Below are 19200 nucleotides of genomic sequence, written 5' to 3'. Positions count from 1 at the left end.
CCCCAAAACACAACATATAGTTTAAATAATGCGTCATCCCCTAGTCAGAGTAAAGCTCCCTATAGCGGCCGCACCACATTTACGTCATTATTTCGTGCCGAACATCCGGTCCCCTGCATCCCCAAGCCCGGGTACGATATAGCCCAATTCGTTCAACTTCTCATCCACCGCAGCCGTCACAATCGGCACATCAGGGTGGGCTTCTTGCATGCGCTTGATGCCTTCGGGGGCCGCCAACAGGCACAGGAAACGGATATTGGTGGCACCGGCTTCCTTCAACATGTCGATTGCCGCGACAGATGAATTGCCCGTGGCCAACATCGGATCCACCGCAATCACCAACCGGTCATCCATGCCTTCGGGCACCTTAAAGTAATACTTCACCGGCTTCAGCGTTTCTTCATCGCGATACAACCCGACAAAGCCGACGCGCGCCGATGGGATCAGCTCAAGAACGCCGTCCAACAAACCATTGCCCGCCCGCAGGATCGATATCAATGCTAGCTTCTTACCATCAAGCGTGGGCGCATCCATCGGCTGCATCGGTGTGTCGATCCGCTTTGTGGTCATCGGCAAGCCGCGCGTCACTTCGTACGCCAATAGCTGGCTAATCTCGCGCAGCAATTGACGGAACACGGCTGTCGGCGTTTCCTTGTCACGCATGATGGTCAGCTTGTGCTGCACCAGCGGATGGTTCACCACGGTAAGATGTTCAGATGTATCGGGCATAGCTGCGCTCTCCATTTTGCTTGCCCAGACTCTTGCCTTGAAATGCCACGACCCGCAACCACAGCGCGGCCCTCTGGGTTCATTTTGCCAAATAAACTCCGGGGGAATCGTGGCCTGCCACGATGGGGGCTGGCCCCCATCCAACGCTAGTCTGGTACGTTCACGCCCAAATGCTCTGCCACCAACGCTGCGACATCCGTGAACCCGATTACCCCCAAATGCCCTTGGCCAAGACCGTCCACCAGGACCGGCACGCGTTCCCGGGTGTGGTCGGTTCCCACCCATGTCGGGTCATTCCCATGATCGGCTGTGAGAACCAGAATGTCCCCGTCTCGCAGTTTCGACCTGATCTTGCCAATCTCGACGTCAAACCACTCCAGCGCCTGCGCATAGCCCGACACGTCGCGCCGATGGCCATAAAGGCTGTCAAACTCGACAAAATTGGCAAAGGTCAGACTGCCATCCACCGCGCTGTCGACCAAATCCGCCAGATGCCGCATCAAGGTTTCATCCGGCCCTTTGCGCAATTCGTCAAAACCCGACATCGAAAAAATATCGCCGATCTTACCAACCGCATAGACGCGCTGCCCCGCACCCTGAACCCAATTGCTCAGCACAGGCGCAGGCAGTTCAATGGCAAAGTCGCGGCGATTGGCGGTGCGAGTAAATCCGGTCTCGGCGTCGCCAATAAAGGGGCGCGCGATCACACGCCCAACCTTCATTTCATGGGCAATCGGCGCAACCTTTGCACAAAGCTCAATCAGCCGGTCCAGGCCGAAATGCTCCTCATGCGCCGCGATCTGTAAAACGCTATCCGCTGACGTATAGCAAATCGGGTAACCGGTCTCGATATGCTCGGCACCGCATTCTTGAATGATGGCAGTTCCCGACGCATGGCAATTGCCCAATATTCCGTCGACCCCGGCCAGTGCCGCCAATTGCGCCACCAACTCAGGTGAAAAAGAATTGCTGACATCCTCAAAGTAATGCCACTCCCAAGGGACGACCAAACCGGCAAGCTCCCAATGGCCCGACGGCGTATCCTTACCGCGCGACACCTCTGTCGCGGCACCCCAAGTTCCGGTGACCTCTCCGGCCAGACTCTCCACCTCAAGCCCGCTGGCCAGCTTGGTCGCCGCCCCCAAACCCAATGATACAAGATTGGGCAGCTTCAAGGGGCCGGACCGCCCCTCTTCTGCGCGACCTTCGGCACAGGCCTGCGCAATATGTCCAAGGGTGTTGGACCCGGTATCGGGCACGGAACCATTGAAAAACGCATCAGCGTCTGGCGCGCCGCCAATGCCAACCGAATCCATCACTACCAAAAATGCACGTGCCATCAGCCTACCCGCTCAATAATTAACTCGGGGGATGCAACAGGCTTGTCCGACAGTGTAATGGCACTGCGCACGGCTTTAGCCGCTTTTTCGGCATCCTCTGACCGGACCGCATGAATGACGGCCAAAGGATCACCCTTGGCCACTTTTGTCCCCAGCCGCACCACTTCCGACAGCCCCACGGCTGTGTTGATCTGGTCGGTTTCCAACATACGCCCACCGCCAAGCGCCACCACAGCCATGCCCAACGCCTCGCCATCTATCGCCGACACATAGCCAGCCTCCGACGCTGGGATTGCGACGATGATTGTGGCCTCCGGCAAAAAACGGGTCCAGTTTTCTACAAACTGCACAGGCCCACCCATTTCGGTGATCATCTTTCCAAACCGCTCGGCCGCGCGGCCGTCTCGGATGGCGCGGCAAATGGCGTCCGCGCCCTTTTCGACGTCGTCGGCAAGGCCTGCATTGGCCAACAAAACACCGCCCAAAGCCGCACAGACTGAAACAATCGGGCCTTCGGTTTGACCCGTCAGCACCTGCATCACTTCAGCCACCTCCAGCGCGTTGCCAAGGCTTGGCACCAAGGGCTGGCTCATATCGCTGATGATCGCTGTTGTCTTGCACCCGCTGGCATTGGCGGTCTTGGTCAGGGCATTGGCCAACATCTGCGCCTGCTTAATATCTTTCATGAACGCACCGCTGCCAACTTTGACGTCCAGCACCAGACCCTGCAAACCGGCGGCCAGTTTCTTTGACAAAATCGATGCCGTGATCAAGTCCATGCTATCCACAGTCGATGTCACGTCGCGCACCGCGTACAACCGTTTGTCCGCCGGCGCGATATCGCCGGTGGCCCCGACAATCGCACAACCGGTCCGGTCAATGATCTGCCGTAACTGCGCCTCGTCCATCTGCGTCGATACGCCCGGAATGGCCTCCATCTTGTCCAGCGTGCCGCCTGTATGGCCCAGCCCACGCCCCGAAATCATCGGCACATAAGCACCGCAGGCCGCCAGGGCCGGGGCCAAAATCAAGCTGACGCAATCGCCCACGCCGCCGGTGGAATGCTTGTCCAACACCGGCCCGTTCACATCCCACGACAGAACCTGACCACTGTCGCGCATCGCAAGGGTCAGCGCCACACGGCCCGCATCGCTCAGCCCGACCTGACACACCCCCATCGCAAAGGCACCCGCCTGCGCATCACTGACGCGCCCGTCGGCCAAAGCCCGCGCAAACCACACCAATTCATCATGATCGGGCGACTGCTGGTGCCGCAGCTTGCCTAGAATTCCACGCGCATCCATGCGTTACGTTTCCATATGGGCGCGACCGAATGCCCCCGGCAGCAACTCAGCCAGCGACATGACCTCTTCCACACCTGAAAGCGTAGCCATGGTGACACGCGCATCGCCCTTGCCAAATTCTGCCAGCTTTTGCCGGCACCCGCCGCAGGGCGTGATCGGCATCGGGCTGCCCGCAATTACGTAGGCTTCGGTAAACTCTGTCTCGCCGGCAGCCACCATTGCCGCTATCGCACCTGCTTCCGCACAGGTACCCTCGGGATAGGCGACATTCTCTACATTGCAGCCCACATAAAGCGCACCGGAAAGCCCGCGCAGCGCCGCCCCCACTTTGAAATTTGAATAGGGCGCATAAGCATTTGCCTGAACTGCGCTGGCTTTATCTCGTAAATCTTGTGTCATCGGGCCTCCGTTCACGAAAGTATAAAAAGCTTTGTTCAAAGTTGCGATGGCAAAAGAATAAAAACCTTTCCCGTTCATTTTGCCAAAAAAACTCCGGGGGATGAGCGGCTTGCCGCGAAGGGGGCTGGCCCCCTTTTCCATCGCTTTACGACGCCACGTCAAATGCCATGTTGGCGCGGCTGAAAATATAGTTTAACGCTAAACCATTCGCCAAAAGGACCGAAAATTATGACCGATGCGCCCAACCTGCGCCAAGCCGCGCTTGATTATCATGCCTTTCCAAAACCCGGAAAGCTGGAAATCCGCGCGACCAAGCCCTTGGCCAATGGTCGTGATCTGGCCCGCGCCTATTCCCCTGGCGTCGCCGAGGCCTGTCTCGAGATCAAGTCGGATCCTTCCACCGCGGCACTTTATACCACACGCGCCAATCTGGTCGGTGTGGTCACCAACGGCACCGCTGTTTTAGGCTTGGGCAACATCGGCGCGCTGGCCTCCAAACCGGTGATGGAGGGCAAAGCCGTCCTGTTCAAGAAATTCGCGAATATCGACTGCTTTGATATCGAGCTGAACGAAAACGACCCCGAAAAGCTGGCTGAACTGGTCTGCGCGCTAGAGCCCACCTTTGGGGCGATCAATCTCGAAGACATCAAAGCCCCCGATTGCTTTACCGTCGAAAAAATCTGCCGCGAGCGGATGAACATTCCGGTTTTCCATGACGACCAGCACGGCACGGCGATTGTTGTGGGTGCCGCCGTCAAGAACGCGCTTTTCGTGGCCAAAAAGAAATTCGAAGACATCAAAATTGTTTCAACCGGTGGCGGCGCGGCAGGCATTGCTTGCCTGAACATGCTGCTGAAACTCGGCGTCAAACGCGAAAACGTCTGGCTGTGCGACATTCACGGTCTGGTATACGAGGGCCGCGAGATCGACATGAACCCGATCAAAACCGAATACGCGCAAAAATCCGATCTGCGCAATTTGGAAGACGTGATTGGCGGTGCCGACCTGTTTCTTGGCCTCTCCGGCCCCGGCGTTCTGACCCCTGAACTGGTGCAGAAAATGGCACCCAGACCGATTATTTTTGCCCTTGCGAACCCCACCCCCGAAATCATGCCTGACCTTGTGCGCAGCGTGGCCCCGGATGCAATCATTGCAACGGGCCGGTCTGATTTCCCCAATCAGGTCAATAACGTGCTGTGTTTTCCGTTTATCTTTCGCGGTGCGTTGGATGTGGGGGCCACCACCATCAATGACGAGATGAAAATCGCCTGCATTGACGGTATTGCCGCCCTCGCCCGCGCCACCACCTCGGCCGAGGCTGCGGCGGCCTATCAGGGTGAACAGCTGACCTTTGGGGCCGATTACCTGATCCCCAAACCCTTCGACCCGCGCCTCATTGGGGTGGTATCCTCGGCTGTCGCTAAGGCCGCGATGGAAACCGGCGTGGCAACCCGCCCGATCAAGGATCTGGACGCCTACCGTCACAAGCTGGACAGTTCGGTGTTCAAGTCTGCCCTCCTGATGCGTCCGGTATTCGAGGCCGCGCGTGCCGCCCCCCGCCGCATCGTCTTTGCCGAAGGCGAGGACGAGCGCGTGTTGCGTGCAGCCCAAGCCATGGTCGAAGAAACCAGCGAACGCCCGATCCTGATTGGCCGCCCCGAGGTCATTGAGCGGCGCATAGAAAAGGCCGGCCTGACCATCAAGCTGGGCGAAACCGTCGATCTGGTGAATCCAGAAAACGACCCGCGCTACCGCGATTATTGGGAAACATATCACCACCTGATGGCGCGCCGTGGCGTGTCGCCCGATATTGCCCGCGCGATCATGCGCACCAACACCACCGCCATCGGCGCGGTCATGGTCTACCGCGAGGAAGCCGACAGTCTGATCTGTGGCACCTTCGGCGAATTCCGCTGGCACATGAACTATATCGAACAGGTGTTGGGCCGCGACGGCAGACGGCCGCATGGCGCGTTGTCTTTGATGATCCTCGAAGACGGGCCGTTGTTTATCGCCGACACGCAGGTGCATCTGCACCCCACCCCCGAACAAATCGCCGAGATCGCTATTGGGGCCGCCCGCCACGTGCGCCGCTTTGGGATCGAGCCGAAAATCGCGTTCTGTTCGCAAAGCCAGTTCGGCAACCAAGGTGAAGGCAGCGGCAAACGTCTGCGCGCTGCCATTCGCATGCTGGACGAAGGCAACCACGACTTCTGCTACGAGGGCGAGATGAACATCGACACCGCGCTTGATGCGGATCTGCGCAACCGCCTGTTGCCGTCCAACCGGATGGAAGGGGCCGCGAATGTACTGGTCTTTGCCCATGCCGATGCGGCTTCGGGCGTGCGTAACATATTGAAAATCAAGGGTGGCGGCCTAGAGGTCGGGCCGATCCTGATGGGTATGGGCAACCGCGCGCATATCGTATCCTCGTCGATTACCGCGCGCGGTTTGCTGAACGTCGGCGCAATTGCCGGCACGCCGGTCACCGAATACGGTTAAGCCTGAAACGACAAACGCCGCCCGGTTTGGGGCGGCGTGCATTCCATCAATCAGGCCGGGTTACTTTGCAGATTTACCACCCTTGGCTGCAAAAACCGGTTTGATATCAGCCATTGCTGCAACTGGCTGCTTGGCAGGCCGCGCGTCTGCTTTGGCCTTTTTCTTTTTGTTGGCGATCTTGTCACCCATTGTCCTAAACCTTTGATTAAAGACGAGGGGCCAGTGGGATACGGCCCCTACGGATCACCTTAGATGCACGGTTGCGCAATACTGATACAGATTCGACAAAGGCGCCTGTTTTCGACATCAATTATCACGGTGGTTTGTAAATCCCTACAACGTTCCCCTGTCAAAACCTGTAAACTTTCTTTCACAATGGCCGCCTAGCCCTGCCAAGAACCTTGCTCTGCCCTGCGACTGTGGCCTAACACAAGGACCAAGCGATCACGGGAGGGAGCCGCACATGGGGTATCAAGACACCTATAAAAACTGGCAGGACAATCCAGAGGCCTATTGGCTGGACCAAGCCAAAGCGATTGACTGGGATCAGCCCCCCACCCAAGCGATGTTCGACAAGGGCAACGGCCTGTATGAATGGTTCGCCGAGGCCAAGGTGAACGGCTGTTATAACGCCGTGGACCGCCATGTTGAAAACGGCCGCGCCGATCAGGTGGCAATCATCCACGACAGCCCCATCACCGGCACCCAGACCAAGATCACATTCGCCGAATTGCAAACCCGTGTGGCCGCAGTCGCCGGGGCATTACAGGCCAATGGCGTGACCAAAGGCGACCGCGTCATCATCTATATGCCCATGGTCCCCGAGGCGCTGGAGGCGATGCTGGCCTGTGCCCGGATCGGCGCGGTGCATTCCGTTGTCTTTGGCGGTTTTGCAGCCCACGAACTGGCCGTGCGGATCGATGATTGCACCCCCAAGGCGATCCTTGCCGCGTCCTGCGGGTTGGAGCCAAACCGTATCGTTAAGTACAAACCCCTGTTGGACAGCGCGATTGAGCAAGCGGATCACAAGCCTGATTTCTGCATGATCCTGCAACGTGACCAATCCCCCTGCGATATGATCGCAGGCCGCGATCTGGATTGGCACGCGGCCCAAGACGGCGTTGCCCCCGCCGATTGTGTGCCCGTCGACGGCAACCACCCCGCCTATATCCTGTATACCTCCGGCACCACCGGCGCGCCCAAGGGCGTCGTACGGCACACGGCGGGCCATCTGGTCGCGCTGAACTGGACGATGAAAAACATCTATAACGTCGATCCCGGCGATGTCTTTTGGGCGGCGTCTGATGTGGGCTGGGTCGTGGGCCACAGCTATATCTGCTATGGTCCGCTGATCCACGGCAACACGACGATTGTGTTCGAGGGCAAGCCCGTCGGCACCCCCGATGCCGGCACCTTTTGGCGGATCATCGAAGAACATAACGTGCGCAGTTTCTTTACCGCGCCAACCGCCATTCGCGCCGTCAAACGCGAAGACCCGGACGGGCTGGAAATCGCTAAATATGATATCTCGTGCCTGCGCGGATTGTACTTGGCCGGCGAACGCGCGGACCCCGATACTGTTATCTGGGCGCAGGAAAAACTGGGCCTGCCCGTTTATGACCATTGGTGGCAGACTGAAACGGGCTTTACCATCGCGGGCAATCCAGCCGGGCTCGAGGCGCTGCCGGTCAAGGTCGGATCGCCCACCGTACCGATGCCCGGTTATGACGTGCAAATTCTGGACGAGGCCGGTCATGCCCAACCCGCAGGCACGCTGGGGTCCATCGCGATCAAACTGCCCCTGCCCCCCGGCACCTTGCCCACGCTTTGGAATGCCGAAGACCGGTTTCGCAAAAGCTATCTGACCACCTATCCCGGATATTACGAAACCGGCGATGCAGGTATGATCGACGAAGATGGCTATCTGTATATCATGGCCCGCACCGATGACGTGATCAACGTCGCAGGGCACCGCCTGTCCACCGGCGCGATGGAGGAAGTCCTTGCCGCGCATCCCGACGTGGCGGAATGCGCCGTGATCGGTGTCAGCGACGCGCTGAAGGGCCAAGCCCCGATGGGTTTTGTGTGCCTGTCCAAAGGCGTGAACCGCCCGCATAGCGAGATCGCCGCCGAATGCGTTCAGATGGTGCGCGACCAGATCGGCCCGGTCGCCGCCTATAAACTGACGCTCGTCGTGGACCGCCTACCCAAGACCCGGTCCGGAAAAATCCTGCGCGCCACCATGGTCAAAATCGCGGATGGGGAGCCATTCAAACTGCCCGCCACCATCGACGACCCCGCCATTCTGGACGAGATCAAAGCAGCGCTCCAGACAATCGGATACGCGAAAGAATAATAGACAGGGCAGAGAGGGCCGCCTTGCTGTTTGCACAAAGCGGTTAGGCAACCAAGCCTACCGCATGAGCCAGTCAAATGCCTGCCGCAACGCCTTTTTCCCGCCAGACGGTATCGGCGCACCATGCGCCATCACAAGGCGCTCGAATGGCCATTCCAAAACGCGCCGAATGCCATCACGCGCCGCATCTTTGTCCGTTGTTGCCATACGGAACTTGCGCGGAACCGACGGAACGGCGGCTGTCATCATATCCAGGCGCGCCACCACTGCGCGCCAGCCGCGATACCATCCTTGTGGAATCTGCTGAACAAGGTCCGTCACCAAAACCGTCGCCGACTCCCTATGGAAAAACACCACCTCGGTCGTGATCTTGTTTCCGCGCACAATCACATGGTCCACCGCGCCGGCCCAAGCTGCTTCGGGTTCGTCGCTGATCGTTGAGTGAATTGCCGTTCCGGCAACCTCTTCCGTCAGGCTGGGTGCCGCATACACCCGTGCACCAGGATAGGCCGCCGCCCACTCCGCTAGGAAACTATGGTGCAAGGTATTGGGGGCCACCAAATGGCGGACGGGCCCAAGGGCATCAACAGCATGGTGAATATCTTGCGTCAAGGCAACCGGCGACCAAACCCACAGCCCGGCGTCCCCCGGCAGTTCAATGACAGCCATGCGCGTGGGAAACTTGAACCCTGCGGCACCCGTGACCGCCGGACCATCAAAAAGCCAAAGCTTTGAGCCAAAAGGTGTCACGATAAATCGGTCCCTTCCTAAGCATCTTCATCGCAAAGCTACACCGTGAGCGCCGGATTTTCCAATCCCCCGACCCCTGGAAAACCGTTATTGCGATCTTAAGCGCATTGGACTACCAAAAACGCATCAGATCGCCGGGTTCACGGCGCTGGTTTCCAGAGAGCTTTCACGATGATACTTTTACGGCTTGCCGCCTTTGAACAGCAGTTGAAATGGACTGCGGTCGGCTTGGGCATTTTCAGCACAATCAGTCTGGTACAAGGGTGGCAATTGGCAGCGATGCTGTTCAGCCTGCCCTTTTGCCTGATTTGGGTCTACTGTGGTTGGTTGCGGACCGAACCACAGCTTAAATACCTCAACATGATGTTTTCGGCGCTTTATGTGTACGGCATCGCGCGGTATTTCTTGATCTAAAAAATCACGGCCCCGCGCATAAAAAAGGCGGCCCCAAGGACCGCCTTTCCACATCGTTCAAATCGGCTTAGTTATGCTTTGCCAAAAAATTGTCGACTTGCTTTTCGGCTTCGTCTTTGGCCACGCCGTATTTGGCTTGGATTTTGCCAACCAACTGATCGCGTTCGCCAGCGGCTTCGGTCAAATCATCGTCGGTCAGGTCGCCCCATTCCTCTTTGATTTTGCCGGTCATCTGTTTCCAATTGCCTTTGACTGTATCCCAATTCATAGCGGTTCTCCATCATGTTTAGTGGCGTTCCCAGCACCATCAGGGTGCCTTTCGCGTCTCATCACACAAACGTCTGGTCGCTGGTTTAGTTCCCGCGGAAAGCCGACCTTAGGTGAATTGTTCGCTGATCAGCCGCTCTTCTAATCCGTGGCCCGGATCAAACAGGATGCTATGCGAAATCGCTGGGTCCGATCTGATCTCGACCGACACAACATGGCGGTGGGAAATGCCATCAGCATCGGCCATCACGGGCCGTTTTTCGGGCTCAAGCACATCAAACCGCACCGTTGCGGTTTTCGGCAAAAGCGCGCCACGCCACCGTCTGGGCCTGAAAGCAGCCACAGCAGTCAGCGCCAGCACATCGGCCCCAATCGGCAAAATCGGCCCATGTGCTGAATAATTATATGCCGTCGACCCTGCTGGCGTCGCCAAAAGTGCACCATCACACACCAGCTCTTCCATGCGCACGCGCCCATCCACGCTGATCCGCAGTTTCGCGGCCTGCGGCCCCTCGCGCAGCAGCGCCACCTCGTTCAACGCCAGTCCCATGGACGTGGTGCCATCGGCGTGGGTCGCGACCATAACCAGCGGGTTAATCACGGCTTCCTCCGCCGCCTTCAACCGCTCGATCAGCGCGTCCTCGGTGTATTCGTTCATCAAAAACCCGATGGTGCCCCGGTTCATACCATAGACCGGCACTTTCAACGCCTGCGTGTCATGCAGGGTTTGCAACATGAAACCATCGCCGCCCAGCGCCACGATCACTTCGGCCTCGGCCGCGGGCACATTGCCATACCGCTTGCTCAGCGCGTGCAACGCGGTTTGGGCGACATCAGCGCGGCTGGCGGTAAAGGCGATTTTCATCGGTGCATGTTTCCAATCGAGGATATTCTGACGCGAAAGAACCACATTATCCACCGCTCTACCAGCTTTGCCGTTTATGTCGTCCCGTCCGACGGAATACGACCTTCACCCCGTCAATGGTTTGGGATAGACAACGCGCAACTCATACCCATTCCAAAAGGAACACCAAATGTCCGGTTTCTTCACCAAATCCTTGTCGCAAGCAGACCCTGCCATTTTCGGCTCCATTTCAGACGAGCTGGGCCGCCAGCGCAGCGAGATCGAATTGATTGCGTCCGAAAACATCGTCTCTGCCGCCGTGATGGAGGCGCAAGGCTCGGTGATGACCAACAAATACGCGGAAGGCTACCCGGGCCGTCGCTATTACGGCGGGTGCGAATTTGTCGACGTCGCTGAAAACCTGGCCATTGACCGTGCAAAGGAATTGTTCGGCTGTGGCTTTGCAAACGTGCAACCAAACTCCGGATCTCAGGCGAACCAAGGCGTGTTTCAGGCTCTTTTGCAGCCAGGCGATACCATCCTCGGGATGAGCCTTGATGCAGGCGGCCACCTGACCCATGGTGCCAAGCCGAACCAATCGGGAAAATGGTTCAACGCCATTCAATACGGCGTGCGCAAACAGGACAACCTGCTCGACTATGATCAAGTCGAAGAGCTTGCGAAAGAGCACCAACCAAAGATGATCATCGCCGGTGGCTCGGCCATCCCGCGCCAGATCGATTTCAAACGCATGCGCGAGATCGCCGATATGGTTGGCGCGTATCTGCATGTCGACATGGCCCATTTCGCGGGTCTGGTTGCGGCAGGCGAACACCCCTCGCCTTTCCCCCATGCCCATGTTGCAACGACAACCACCCATAAAACCCTGCGCGGTCCGCGCGGCGGCATGATCCTCACCAATGACGAGGCGCTGGCGAAGAAATTCAACTCCGCGATCTTCCCCGGCATCCAAGGTGGCCCGCTGATGCACGTCATCGCCGCCAAAGCCGTCGCCTTTGGTGAAGCGCTGCAACCAGAGTTCAAAACATACATCAAACAAGTCATCGCAAACGCCCAAGCGCTGAGCGATCAGTTGATCAAAGGCGGGCTTGATACCGTGACCCATGGCACCGACACCCATGTCGTGCTGGTCGATTTGCGCCCCAAAGGCGTGACAGGTAACATCGTGGACAAGGCCCTTGGCCGCGCCCATATCACCTGCAACAAAAACGGCGTGCCTTTCGACCCTGAAAAACCAACGATCACATCGGGCATTCGCCTCGGTTCCCCTGCTGCCACAACCCGTGGCTTTGGCGAGGCTGAATTCCGCCAAGTCGCCGATTGGATTATCGAAGTCGTCGATGGCCTTGCCGCCAATGGTGCCGATGGCAACGCCGACGTCGAAGCCAAAGTAAAAGCCGAAGTCGAAGCGCTCTGCGCCCGCTTCCCCATTTACCCAAACCTCTAAACCTCTCTGCCCCCCCTTCCATTTCCAAATGGACTTAAATCCCGGGGGGCCCGTCAGGGCGGGGGCAGCGCCCCCTCACCCTCATCAAACCAGCCCCGGCCGCATCAGCCGCCGGGGCACATATCATCCACCTTGCAATTCGCGCGATCTGCCGTGATCCTCCGATACTCATTCCTATGACAAAGAGGCCCCCATGGATATCAAGCACACAGGCACCCGCCCGTCCGAAGCAGGATCACCAGACTATTTCACCGGACATGTGCGCCTTGACCCCGTCGTCTCCGCCCCCGACCCTGCCCGCATCCGCGCAGCGACCGTGACGTTTGAACCGGGTGCGCGCACCGCATGGCATACGCACCCCTTGGGCCAAACGCTTGTGGTGATTTCAGGTGCCGGTCTGGCCCAATCCCACGGCGGGCCGATCAAACCCTTGCGGCCCGGCGATACCGTCTGGTTCGCGCCCGGCGAAAAACACTGGCACGGGGCTGCACCGGACTGCGCAATGACCCATCTTGCCATTCAAGAGGCCTTGGACGGAAAAGCCGTAGACTGGCTAGAGCATGTCACTGACGCGCAATACGCCGGTCAAACGTAACCGCGCCACCAAAGAAAACCGATAAACGCTGCCGCCACGAGCAACAGGTTAAAGGCAACGTTCCCAGCGACACCAAGGATGCGATCCTTGCGGGCCTCCGCCACATTAATGCCGCGCAAATGCGTCATCACGCTGTCAAACGCGGCCTGCGCCTCACGCCCGTCCAAACGCCGCGCCATCTTCGGGTTTTCCGCGAAAAATTCAGCCTCGGCCAAGGCGCTTGCCTGCGTATGAATCGCGACAGGCAAACGACGCCGCGCCTTGCGTAACGTATGCTCCAGGTCACGGCCCCGCACACCCAGCTTCAATTCCAACTGGCGGCGCACCACATGCGTTTTCTTGCGAATGTCTTTTTGGCTCAGCATTCGATATCCTAAACACTCTGGTCTATCCGCCGCAATGGCCCTAAATCTCCCACCATGCTTAACTTCTCAGAATATGGCACCGTAACAGATGCCCCCGCCCTTTTGATTGTTCATGGCCTCTTCGGCTCTGGCCGGAATTGGGGTGTGATCGCCAAACGGCTGTCCGACACCCGCCGGGTGATCACCGTTGATATGCGCAACCACGGCGACAGCCCGCGCGCAGACACGCACACCTATCTCGACATGGCCGCCGATCTGGCAGAACTTATTCGCCACATCGGCGCACCTATGGATGTGTGCGGCCACTCAATGGGCGGCAAGGCATCAATGGTTCTGGCCTTTCAGCATCCGGAACTGGTGCGCCGCCTGATCGTCGCAGACATCGCCCCCGTCGCCTATGATCACAACCAACAGGGCTTTATCGACGCCATGCGCAGCGTTGATCTTTCCACGCTCACGCGCCGATCTGACGCCCAAGACCAGCTTGCCGCCGCCGGGGTCGAACCCGCATTGCAAAGCTTTTTCACCCAATCGCTGGACGTGGCCAACAAGGCATGGAAACTGAACCTTGATGTGCTCGAGGCCGAGATGCCCCAAATCGTCGGATGGCCCGAAAACGTCACAGGTCCGTTCAACGGCCCGACCTTCTTTTTGTCAGGCGCGGCGTCGCATTACGTACAAGCCGAATACCGCCCCCTGATCAAATCCCTATTCCCCAATGCCCATTTCGCAAAAATCCCGAACGCAGGCCACTGGCTGCACGCCGAAAACCCCCGTGCGTTCGAGGCCTCAGTGCGCGCCTTCTTGGATCACAGCTAAACTCAAACACGCCCGCTGCCGCCCGGCCAAACGCCCCTCCTTCTCTGGCTCTTAAATATCCCGGGGTTTGGGGCAGCGCCCCAATCAGCCATTCCCAAAACCAAAACCCGACCAGATAGCAGCCATCCCCCCTTGCACCTCTCCCCCCAAAGCCTATAACGCGGAGAATTTGCAAATATCCGGGGGCCTGAACCATGCCAAAAAGAACCGACATCAAATCGATTATGATCATTGGTGCGGGGCCCATCGTGATTGGTCAGGCCTGCGAATTCGACTACTCTGGCGCTCAGGCCTGTAAGGCCCTGAAAGAGGAAGGCTACCGCGTCATCCTCGTCAACTCCAACCCCGCCACCATCATGACTGATCCGGGGCTGGCAGACGCCACGTATATCGAACCGATCACCCCCGAAATCGTCGCCAAGATCATCGAAAAAGAACGCCCCGACGCGCTGCTGCCGACCATGGGTGGCCAGACCGGGCTGAACACGTCCCTTGCCCTCGAAGAAATGGGTGTGTTGGAAAAATACGGTGTCGAGATGATCGGGGCCAAGCGCGAAGCCATTGAAATGGCAGAAGATCGCCAGCTTTTCCGCGAAGCGATGGATCGCCTGGGCATCGAAAACCCCAAGGCTACCATCGTCACCGCGCCCAAGAATGCTGCGGGCAAAAAAGACCTTGCCGCGGGTGTGGCCATCGCGCTTGAGGCGCTTGAATATGTCGGTTTGCCCGCCATCATCCGCCCCGCCTTTACCATGGGCGGCACGGGCGGCGGTGTCGCCTATAACCGCGACGATTATGAATTCTTCTGCCGCTCGGGCATGGACGCATCTCCGATGGGTCAAATCCTGATAGACGAATCCCTGCTGGGCTGGAAAGAATACGAGATGGAGGTCGTGCGCGACACCGCCGACAACGCCATCATCGTCTGTTCTATCGAAAACGTCGATCCAATGGGCGTACACACGGGCGATTCGATTACCGTCGCACCCGCGCTGACCTTAACCGACAAAGAATACCAGATCATGCGCAACCACTCGATCGCCGTCCTGCGCGAGATTGGCGTGGAAACCGGCGGATCGAACGTGCAATGGGCCGTGAACCCTGCCGATGGCCGCATGGTCGTGATCGAAATGAACCCGCGTGTGTCGCGTTCCTCTGCTCTGGCCTCCAAGGCGACCGGTTTCCCGATTGCCAAGATCGCGGCCAAGCTGGCCGTTGGCTTTACACTGGACGAGCTTGATAATGACATCACCGGCGTCACCCCTGCGTCTTTCGAGCCGACAATCGACTATGTCGTCACCAAGATCCCTAAATTCGCGTTTGAGAAATTCCCCGGCTCCGAACCCTATTTGACCACTGCTATGAAATCCGTGGGCGAAGCGATGGCGATTGGCCGGACCATCCACGAATCCCTGCAAAAAGCACTGGCATCGATGGAATCCGGCCTGACCGGCTTTGACGAAATCGACATTCCCGGTGCCCCCGAGCAGGCCGCCCTGATCAAAGCAATCAGCAAGCAAACCCCCGACCGCATGCGCACCATCGCCCAAGCGATGCGCCACGGCATGTCCGATGTGGACATCCACGGTGTTACCATGTTCGACCCGTGGTTCCTTGCCCGTATCCGCGAGATCGTCGAGGCCGAAGAAGCCGTACGCGACAACGGTCTGCCACTGACAGAAACCGGCATGCGCCAGCTCAAGATGATGGGCTTTACCGACGCGCGCCTTGCGACACTGACAGGCCGCGACGAAGACAACGTGCGCCGCGCCCGCCTGAACCTTGGCGTCAAGGCCGTGTTCAAACGCATCGACACCTGCGCCGCCGAGTTCGAGGCGCAAACGCCCTATATGTATTCCACCTATGAATCCCCCGCCTTTGACGAAGTCGAATGCGAAGCGCGCCCGTCCGACCGCAAAAAGGTCGTGATCCTGGGCGGTGGCCCGAACCGCATCGGCCAAGGTATCGAGTTTGACTATTGCTGCTGTCACGCCTGCTATGCGCTGACCGACGCAGGTTACGAGACCATCATGGTCAACTGTAACCCCGAAACCGTGTCGACCGACTATGACACTTCGGACCGCTTGTATTTCGAGCCGCTGACCTTTGAACACGTCATGGAAATCATGCGCGTCGAACAGGAAAACGGCACGCTGCACGGTGTCATCGTTCAATTCGGCGGCCAGACCCCGCTGAAAATCGCTCAAGCCTTGCAAGATGCGGGCATCCCGATCCTTGGCACCACACCCGACATGATCGACCTTGCCGAAGACCGTGAACGCTTTGCCGATCTGGTCAAAAAGCTTGGCCTGAAACAGCCCCACAACGGCATCGCCCATTCCGACGCCGAGGCGCTGGAAATCGCGGCCGACATCGGCTTCCCGCTGGTGATCCGCCCCTCCTACGTCCTGGGTGGCCGTGCGATGGAAATCGTGCGCGACCAAGCCAGCCTCGAGCGGTACATCCGTGAGGCCGTTGTCGTTTCGGGCAAAAGCCCCGTGCTGCTGGACAACTACCTGTCCGGCGCGGTCGAGCTGGACGTTGACGCGCTGTGCGACGGCAAAAACGTCCACGTCGCGGGCATCATGCAACACATCGAAGAGGCGGGCGTTCACTCCGGTGACAGCGCCTGTTCGCTGCCCCCCTATTCGCTCTCGCGCGACATCATCACAGAGGTCGAAAAACAGACCAAGGCGCTGGCCCTTGCGCTTAACGTGGTCGGCTTGATGAATATCCAGTTCGCGATCAAAGACGGCGAGATTTACCTGATCGAGGTCAACCCGCGCGCCTCGCGCACCGTGCCATTCGTGGCCAAAGCGACGGATTCAGCAATCGCATCCATCGCCGCGCGGATTATGGCGGGCGAACCGCTGTCGAACTTCCCGCTGCGGGCACCCTATAACGCCGATGCCGCCTATGACGACGTGCTGCCGCTTGGTGATCCGATGACGCTGGCCGACCCGAACATGCCGTGGTTCTCGGTGAAAGAGGCGGTGCTGCCCTTCGCCCGCTTCCCCGGTGTCGACACGCTGCTGGGGCCGGAAATGCGCTCTACCGGTGAAGTCATGGGCTGGGACCGCGACTTCCCCCGCGCCTTCCTCAAGGCGCAAATGGGCGCAGGCAACCCGCTGCCCCGCAACGGTTGTGCCTTCCTGTCGATCAAGGACATGGACAAAACCGACGACATGCTAAGCGCCGCGCGTATCCTGCTCGAGCAAGACTTTACCATCGTCGCGACCCGTGGCACCGCCGATTGGCTGACATCCCACGATATCGCGTGCCAGATCGTCAACAAAGTCTACGAAGGCCGCCCCGACATCACCGACATGATGAAGGACGAGGCGATCCATCTGGTGATGAACACCACCGAAGGCGCGCAAGCGGTCGAAGACAGCAAATCCATCCGCTCCATCGCGCTGTATGACAAGATCCCGTATTTCACGACCGCTGCGGGTTCTTACGCGGCCGCGCTGGCGATCAAAGCACAGGCCGAAGACGAGATTGGCGTGAAGTCACTGCAGGGGTAATCCAAGGGGCATCGCCTGCCTGCGAGAAGGCGATGCAACTATCGATCTAACCACTTTATGCCCGCTGCCATGATGTGTGTTATCCAAGGCATGCCCAGCCATGATAAATCGCCTACCCGTGGGGCGGGCAGGCGATGGCAGGGTCATGGCGGCTCCGGTCTGGGTGGGTTTCGACGACAGTGCAATCAAGCCCCCGATATGACAACCGTTTATCACGAATACGGGCGCAAAGCGGGGCGCTTCAGCTTGACCTTACTGCTTGTTTTAGGCTTTATCGGTGGTCTGCAAGAAAGGGTTCATCATGTACACACCAGCCATTACCGGTAGCGGGATTTTCACGCCGGATCAGGTTATCACCAACGCCGAGCTGGTTGTCGCCTTTAACGCCTATGCCGATCTTTATAATGTCGAACACGCCGACGAGATCGCGGCGGGCACCCTTGCAGCCAAGGATCATTCCTCGGAAGAGTTTATCGTTAAGGCGTCGGGCATTGAACAACGCTATGTCATGGACAAAACCGGCATCTTGGACCCAAAGATTATGCACCCGCTGTTGCGTCAACGGTCGGATGATGAGCCCGGGTTGATGGCCGAAATGGCACTGGACGCCGCGCAAAAGGCGCTGGCCGATGCGGGCAAGACGGCGGCGGATGTGGATGCGGTGATTTGCGCCGCGTCGAACCTTGAACGCGCGTATCCTGCGGTGGCGATTGAAATTCAGGACCTGTTGGAAATCAACGGCTTTGCCTTTGACATGAACGTCGCCTGTTCATCGGCGACCTTTGGCATTCAGGCCGCAGCCGACATGATACGGTCCGGTTCGATCCGGTCGGCGCTGGTCGTGAACCCCGAGATTTGTTCCGCCCATCTGGAATGGCGCGACCGTGATTGTCACTTCATCTTTGGTGACGTGGCAACCGCCGTTTTGATTGAACGGGCCGAGGATGCCACCGGCCCCTATTTCGAGATCAAATCGACCCGCTGTGCCACGCAGTTCTCGAACAACATCCGAAACAACAACGGCTTCCTGCGCCGGTCGCGCCCCGATGGTGTTGCGGATCGCCGTGATATGCAGTTCATGCAAAACGGGCGCAAAGTGTTCAAGGAAGTGCTGCCGATGGTCGCGGAACATATCGCGGGCCATATGGCGGACGATGGCGTCGAGGCCGCTGATCTGAAACGGCTGTGGCTGCACCAGGCGAACAAATCGATGAATGATTTCATCGGGCGCAAAGTGCTTGGCCGCGCACCAGAGGCAGGCGAACAGCCCAACATCCTGCAGGACTATGCAAACACATCATCCGCCGGATCCATCATCGCGTTTTCCAAATATTCCAGCGATCTGGCCGAAGGTGATGTCGGGTTGATCTGCTCATTTGGTGCTGGATATTCCGTCGGCTCTGTACTGGTTGAACGCCACGGGTAAGCGTGGCGTATATCTACGGTTTTTGTGACCGCAAGTCACCAACGCGCCAATTCGCCAACCCCATCTTGAACGCCCGACCCGACTGCCTGTAAAGG

At 58.5% G+C, this 19200-nt stretch carries 17 protein-coding genes; 8 read left to right on the top strand and 9 right to left on the bottom strand.

From position 1 onward, the window contains the following. Positions 1-87 precede the first annotated feature (87 nt). The 4 genes from upp to AADJ11_RS07960 all read right to left on the bottom strand — a co-directional run bounded on the left by upp (position 88) and on the right by AADJ11_RS07960 (position 3772). Complete coding sequence (gene upp, locus AADJ11_RS07975; protein ID WP_341233994.1) at positions 88-729, bottom strand: uracil phosphoribosyltransferase; 642 nt, start codon at positions 727-729, stop codon at positions 88-90. A gap of 146 nt (positions 730-875) precedes the next feature. Beyond that, positions 876-2069: a phosphopentomutase gene (locus AADJ11_RS07970; protein ID WP_341233993.1), complete on the bottom strand. Its 1194-nt coding sequence runs from the start codon at positions 2067-2069 to the stop codon at positions 876-878. Beyond that, complete coding sequence (locus AADJ11_RS07965) at positions 2069-3373, bottom strand: thymidine phosphorylase (RefSeq protein ID WP_341233992.1); 1305 nt, start codon at positions 3371-3373, stop codon at positions 2069-2071. The genes AADJ11_RS07970 and AADJ11_RS07965 overlap by 1 nt, the downstream gene beginning before the upstream one ends. 3 nt (positions 3374-3376) lie before the next feature. After that, a complete protein-coding gene (locus AADJ11_RS07960; RefSeq protein WP_341234476.1) occupies positions 3377-3772 on the bottom strand; it encodes a cytidine deaminase in 396 nt (131 codons plus the stop codon). Positions 3773-4000: 228 nt separating this feature from the next. Here AADJ11_RS07960 and AADJ11_RS07955 point away from each other — a divergent pair, with 228 nt between their 5' ends. Then, the gene (locus tag AADJ11_RS07955; RefSeq protein WP_341233991.1) at positions 4001-6274 is read left to right on the top strand and encodes an NADP-dependent malic enzyme; all 2274 of its coding nucleotides are present in this window, start codon (positions 4001-4003) and stop codon (positions 6272-6274) included. A 60-nt stretch (positions 6275-6334) separates the two neighbouring features. On the opposite strand, the gene AADJ11_RS07950 is transcribed toward AADJ11_RS07955, so the two are convergent. After that, a complete protein-coding gene (locus AADJ11_RS07950) occupies positions 6335-6463 on the bottom strand; it encodes a malic enzyme (protein ID WP_341233990.1) in 129 nt (42 codons plus the stop codon). Between the two features lie 274 nt (positions 6464-6737). Here AADJ11_RS07950 and AADJ11_RS07945 point away from each other — a divergent pair, with 274 nt between their 5' ends. Continuing rightward, positions 6738-8630 carry a propionyl-CoA synthetase gene (locus AADJ11_RS07945; protein ID WP_341233989.1) on the top strand — a complete coding sequence of 631 codons (1893 nt, stop codon included), beginning with the start codon at positions 6738-6740 and terminating at the stop codon, positions 8628-8630. A 57-nt stretch (positions 8631-8687) separates the two neighbouring features. Here the strand turns inward: AADJ11_RS07945 and AADJ11_RS07940 are convergent, their stop codons facing one another. Further along, positions 8688-9380 carry a DUF4336 domain-containing protein gene (locus AADJ11_RS07940; protein ID WP_341233988.1) on the bottom strand — a complete coding sequence of 231 codons (693 nt, stop codon included), beginning with the start codon at positions 9378-9380 and terminating at the stop codon, positions 8688-8690. A 171-nt stretch (positions 9381-9551) separates the two neighbouring features. Between AADJ11_RS07940 and AADJ11_RS07935 the strand changes: the two genes are divergently transcribed. Then, positions 9552-9794 (top strand): peptidase, encoded by a 243-nt coding sequence (locus tag AADJ11_RS07935; RefSeq protein ID WP_341233987.1) that lies wholly within the window; start codon positions 9552-9554, stop codon positions 9792-9794. A gap of 67 nt (positions 9795-9861) precedes the next feature. Here AADJ11_RS07935 and AADJ11_RS07930 read toward each other — a convergent pair whose 3' ends face one another. After that, a complete protein-coding gene (locus AADJ11_RS07930; RefSeq protein WP_341233986.1) occupies positions 9862-10062 on the bottom strand; it encodes a CsbD family protein in 201 nt (66 codons plus the stop codon). Positions 10063-10170: 108 nt separating this feature from the next. Continuing rightward, positions 10171-10926, bottom strand: coding sequence for an NAD kinase (locus AADJ11_RS07925; protein WP_341234475.1), 756 nt, complete (start codon positions 10924-10926; stop codon positions 10171-10173). Positions 10927-11095: 169 nt separating this feature from the next. Between AADJ11_RS07925 and glyA the strand changes: the two genes are divergently transcribed. Continuing rightward, positions 11096-12373, top strand: a complete 1278-nt coding sequence (glyA, locus tag AADJ11_RS07920) for a serine hydroxymethyltransferase (RefSeq protein ID WP_341233985.1) — start codon at positions 11096-11098, stop codon at positions 12371-12373. A gap of 193 nt (positions 12374-12566) precedes the next feature. After that, a complete protein-coding gene (locus AADJ11_RS07915; protein WP_341233984.1) occupies positions 12567-12968 on the top strand; it encodes a cupin domain-containing protein in 402 nt (133 codons plus the stop codon). Here AADJ11_RS07915 and AADJ11_RS07910 read toward each other — a convergent pair. Continuing rightward, positions 12959-13333: a hypothetical protein gene (locus AADJ11_RS07910; RefSeq protein WP_341233983.1), complete on the bottom strand. Its 375-nt coding sequence runs from the start codon at positions 13331-13333 to the stop codon at positions 12959-12961. The genes AADJ11_RS07915 and AADJ11_RS07910 overlap by 10 nt on opposite strands. Before the next feature lie 54 nt (positions 13334-13387). Between AADJ11_RS07910 and AADJ11_RS07905 the strand changes: the two genes are divergently transcribed. The 3 genes from AADJ11_RS07905 to AADJ11_RS07895 all read left to right on the top strand — a co-directional run bounded on the left by AADJ11_RS07905 (position 13388) and on the right by AADJ11_RS07895 (position 19105). Then, the gene (locus AADJ11_RS07905; RefSeq protein ID WP_341233982.1) at positions 13388-14152 is read left to right on the top strand and encodes an alpha/beta fold hydrolase; all 765 of its coding nucleotides are present in this window, start codon (positions 13388-13390) and stop codon (positions 14150-14152) included. Between the two features lie 194 nt (positions 14153-14346). Continuing rightward, positions 14347-17679 carry a carbamoyl-phosphate synthase large subunit gene (carB, locus tag AADJ11_RS07900; protein ID WP_341233981.1) on the top strand — a complete coding sequence of 1111 codons (3333 nt, stop codon included), beginning with the start codon at positions 14347-14349 and terminating at the stop codon, positions 17677-17679. A 301-nt stretch (positions 17680-17980) separates the two neighbouring features. After that, positions 17981-19105, top strand: a complete 1125-nt coding sequence (locus AADJ11_RS07895) for a beta-ketoacyl-ACP synthase III (RefSeq protein WP_341233980.1) — start codon at positions 17981-17983, stop codon at positions 19103-19105. Positions 19106-19200 lie beyond the last annotated feature (95 nt).

It is taken from the genome of uncultured Sulfitobacter sp. (assembly GCF_964021855.1).
In the GTDB taxonomy this organism is placed as follows: Bacteria; Pseudomonadota; Alphaproteobacteria; order Rhodobacterales; family Rhodobacteraceae; genus Sulfitobacter.
This window is presented reverse-complemented; position numbering and strand designations above follow the sequence as displayed.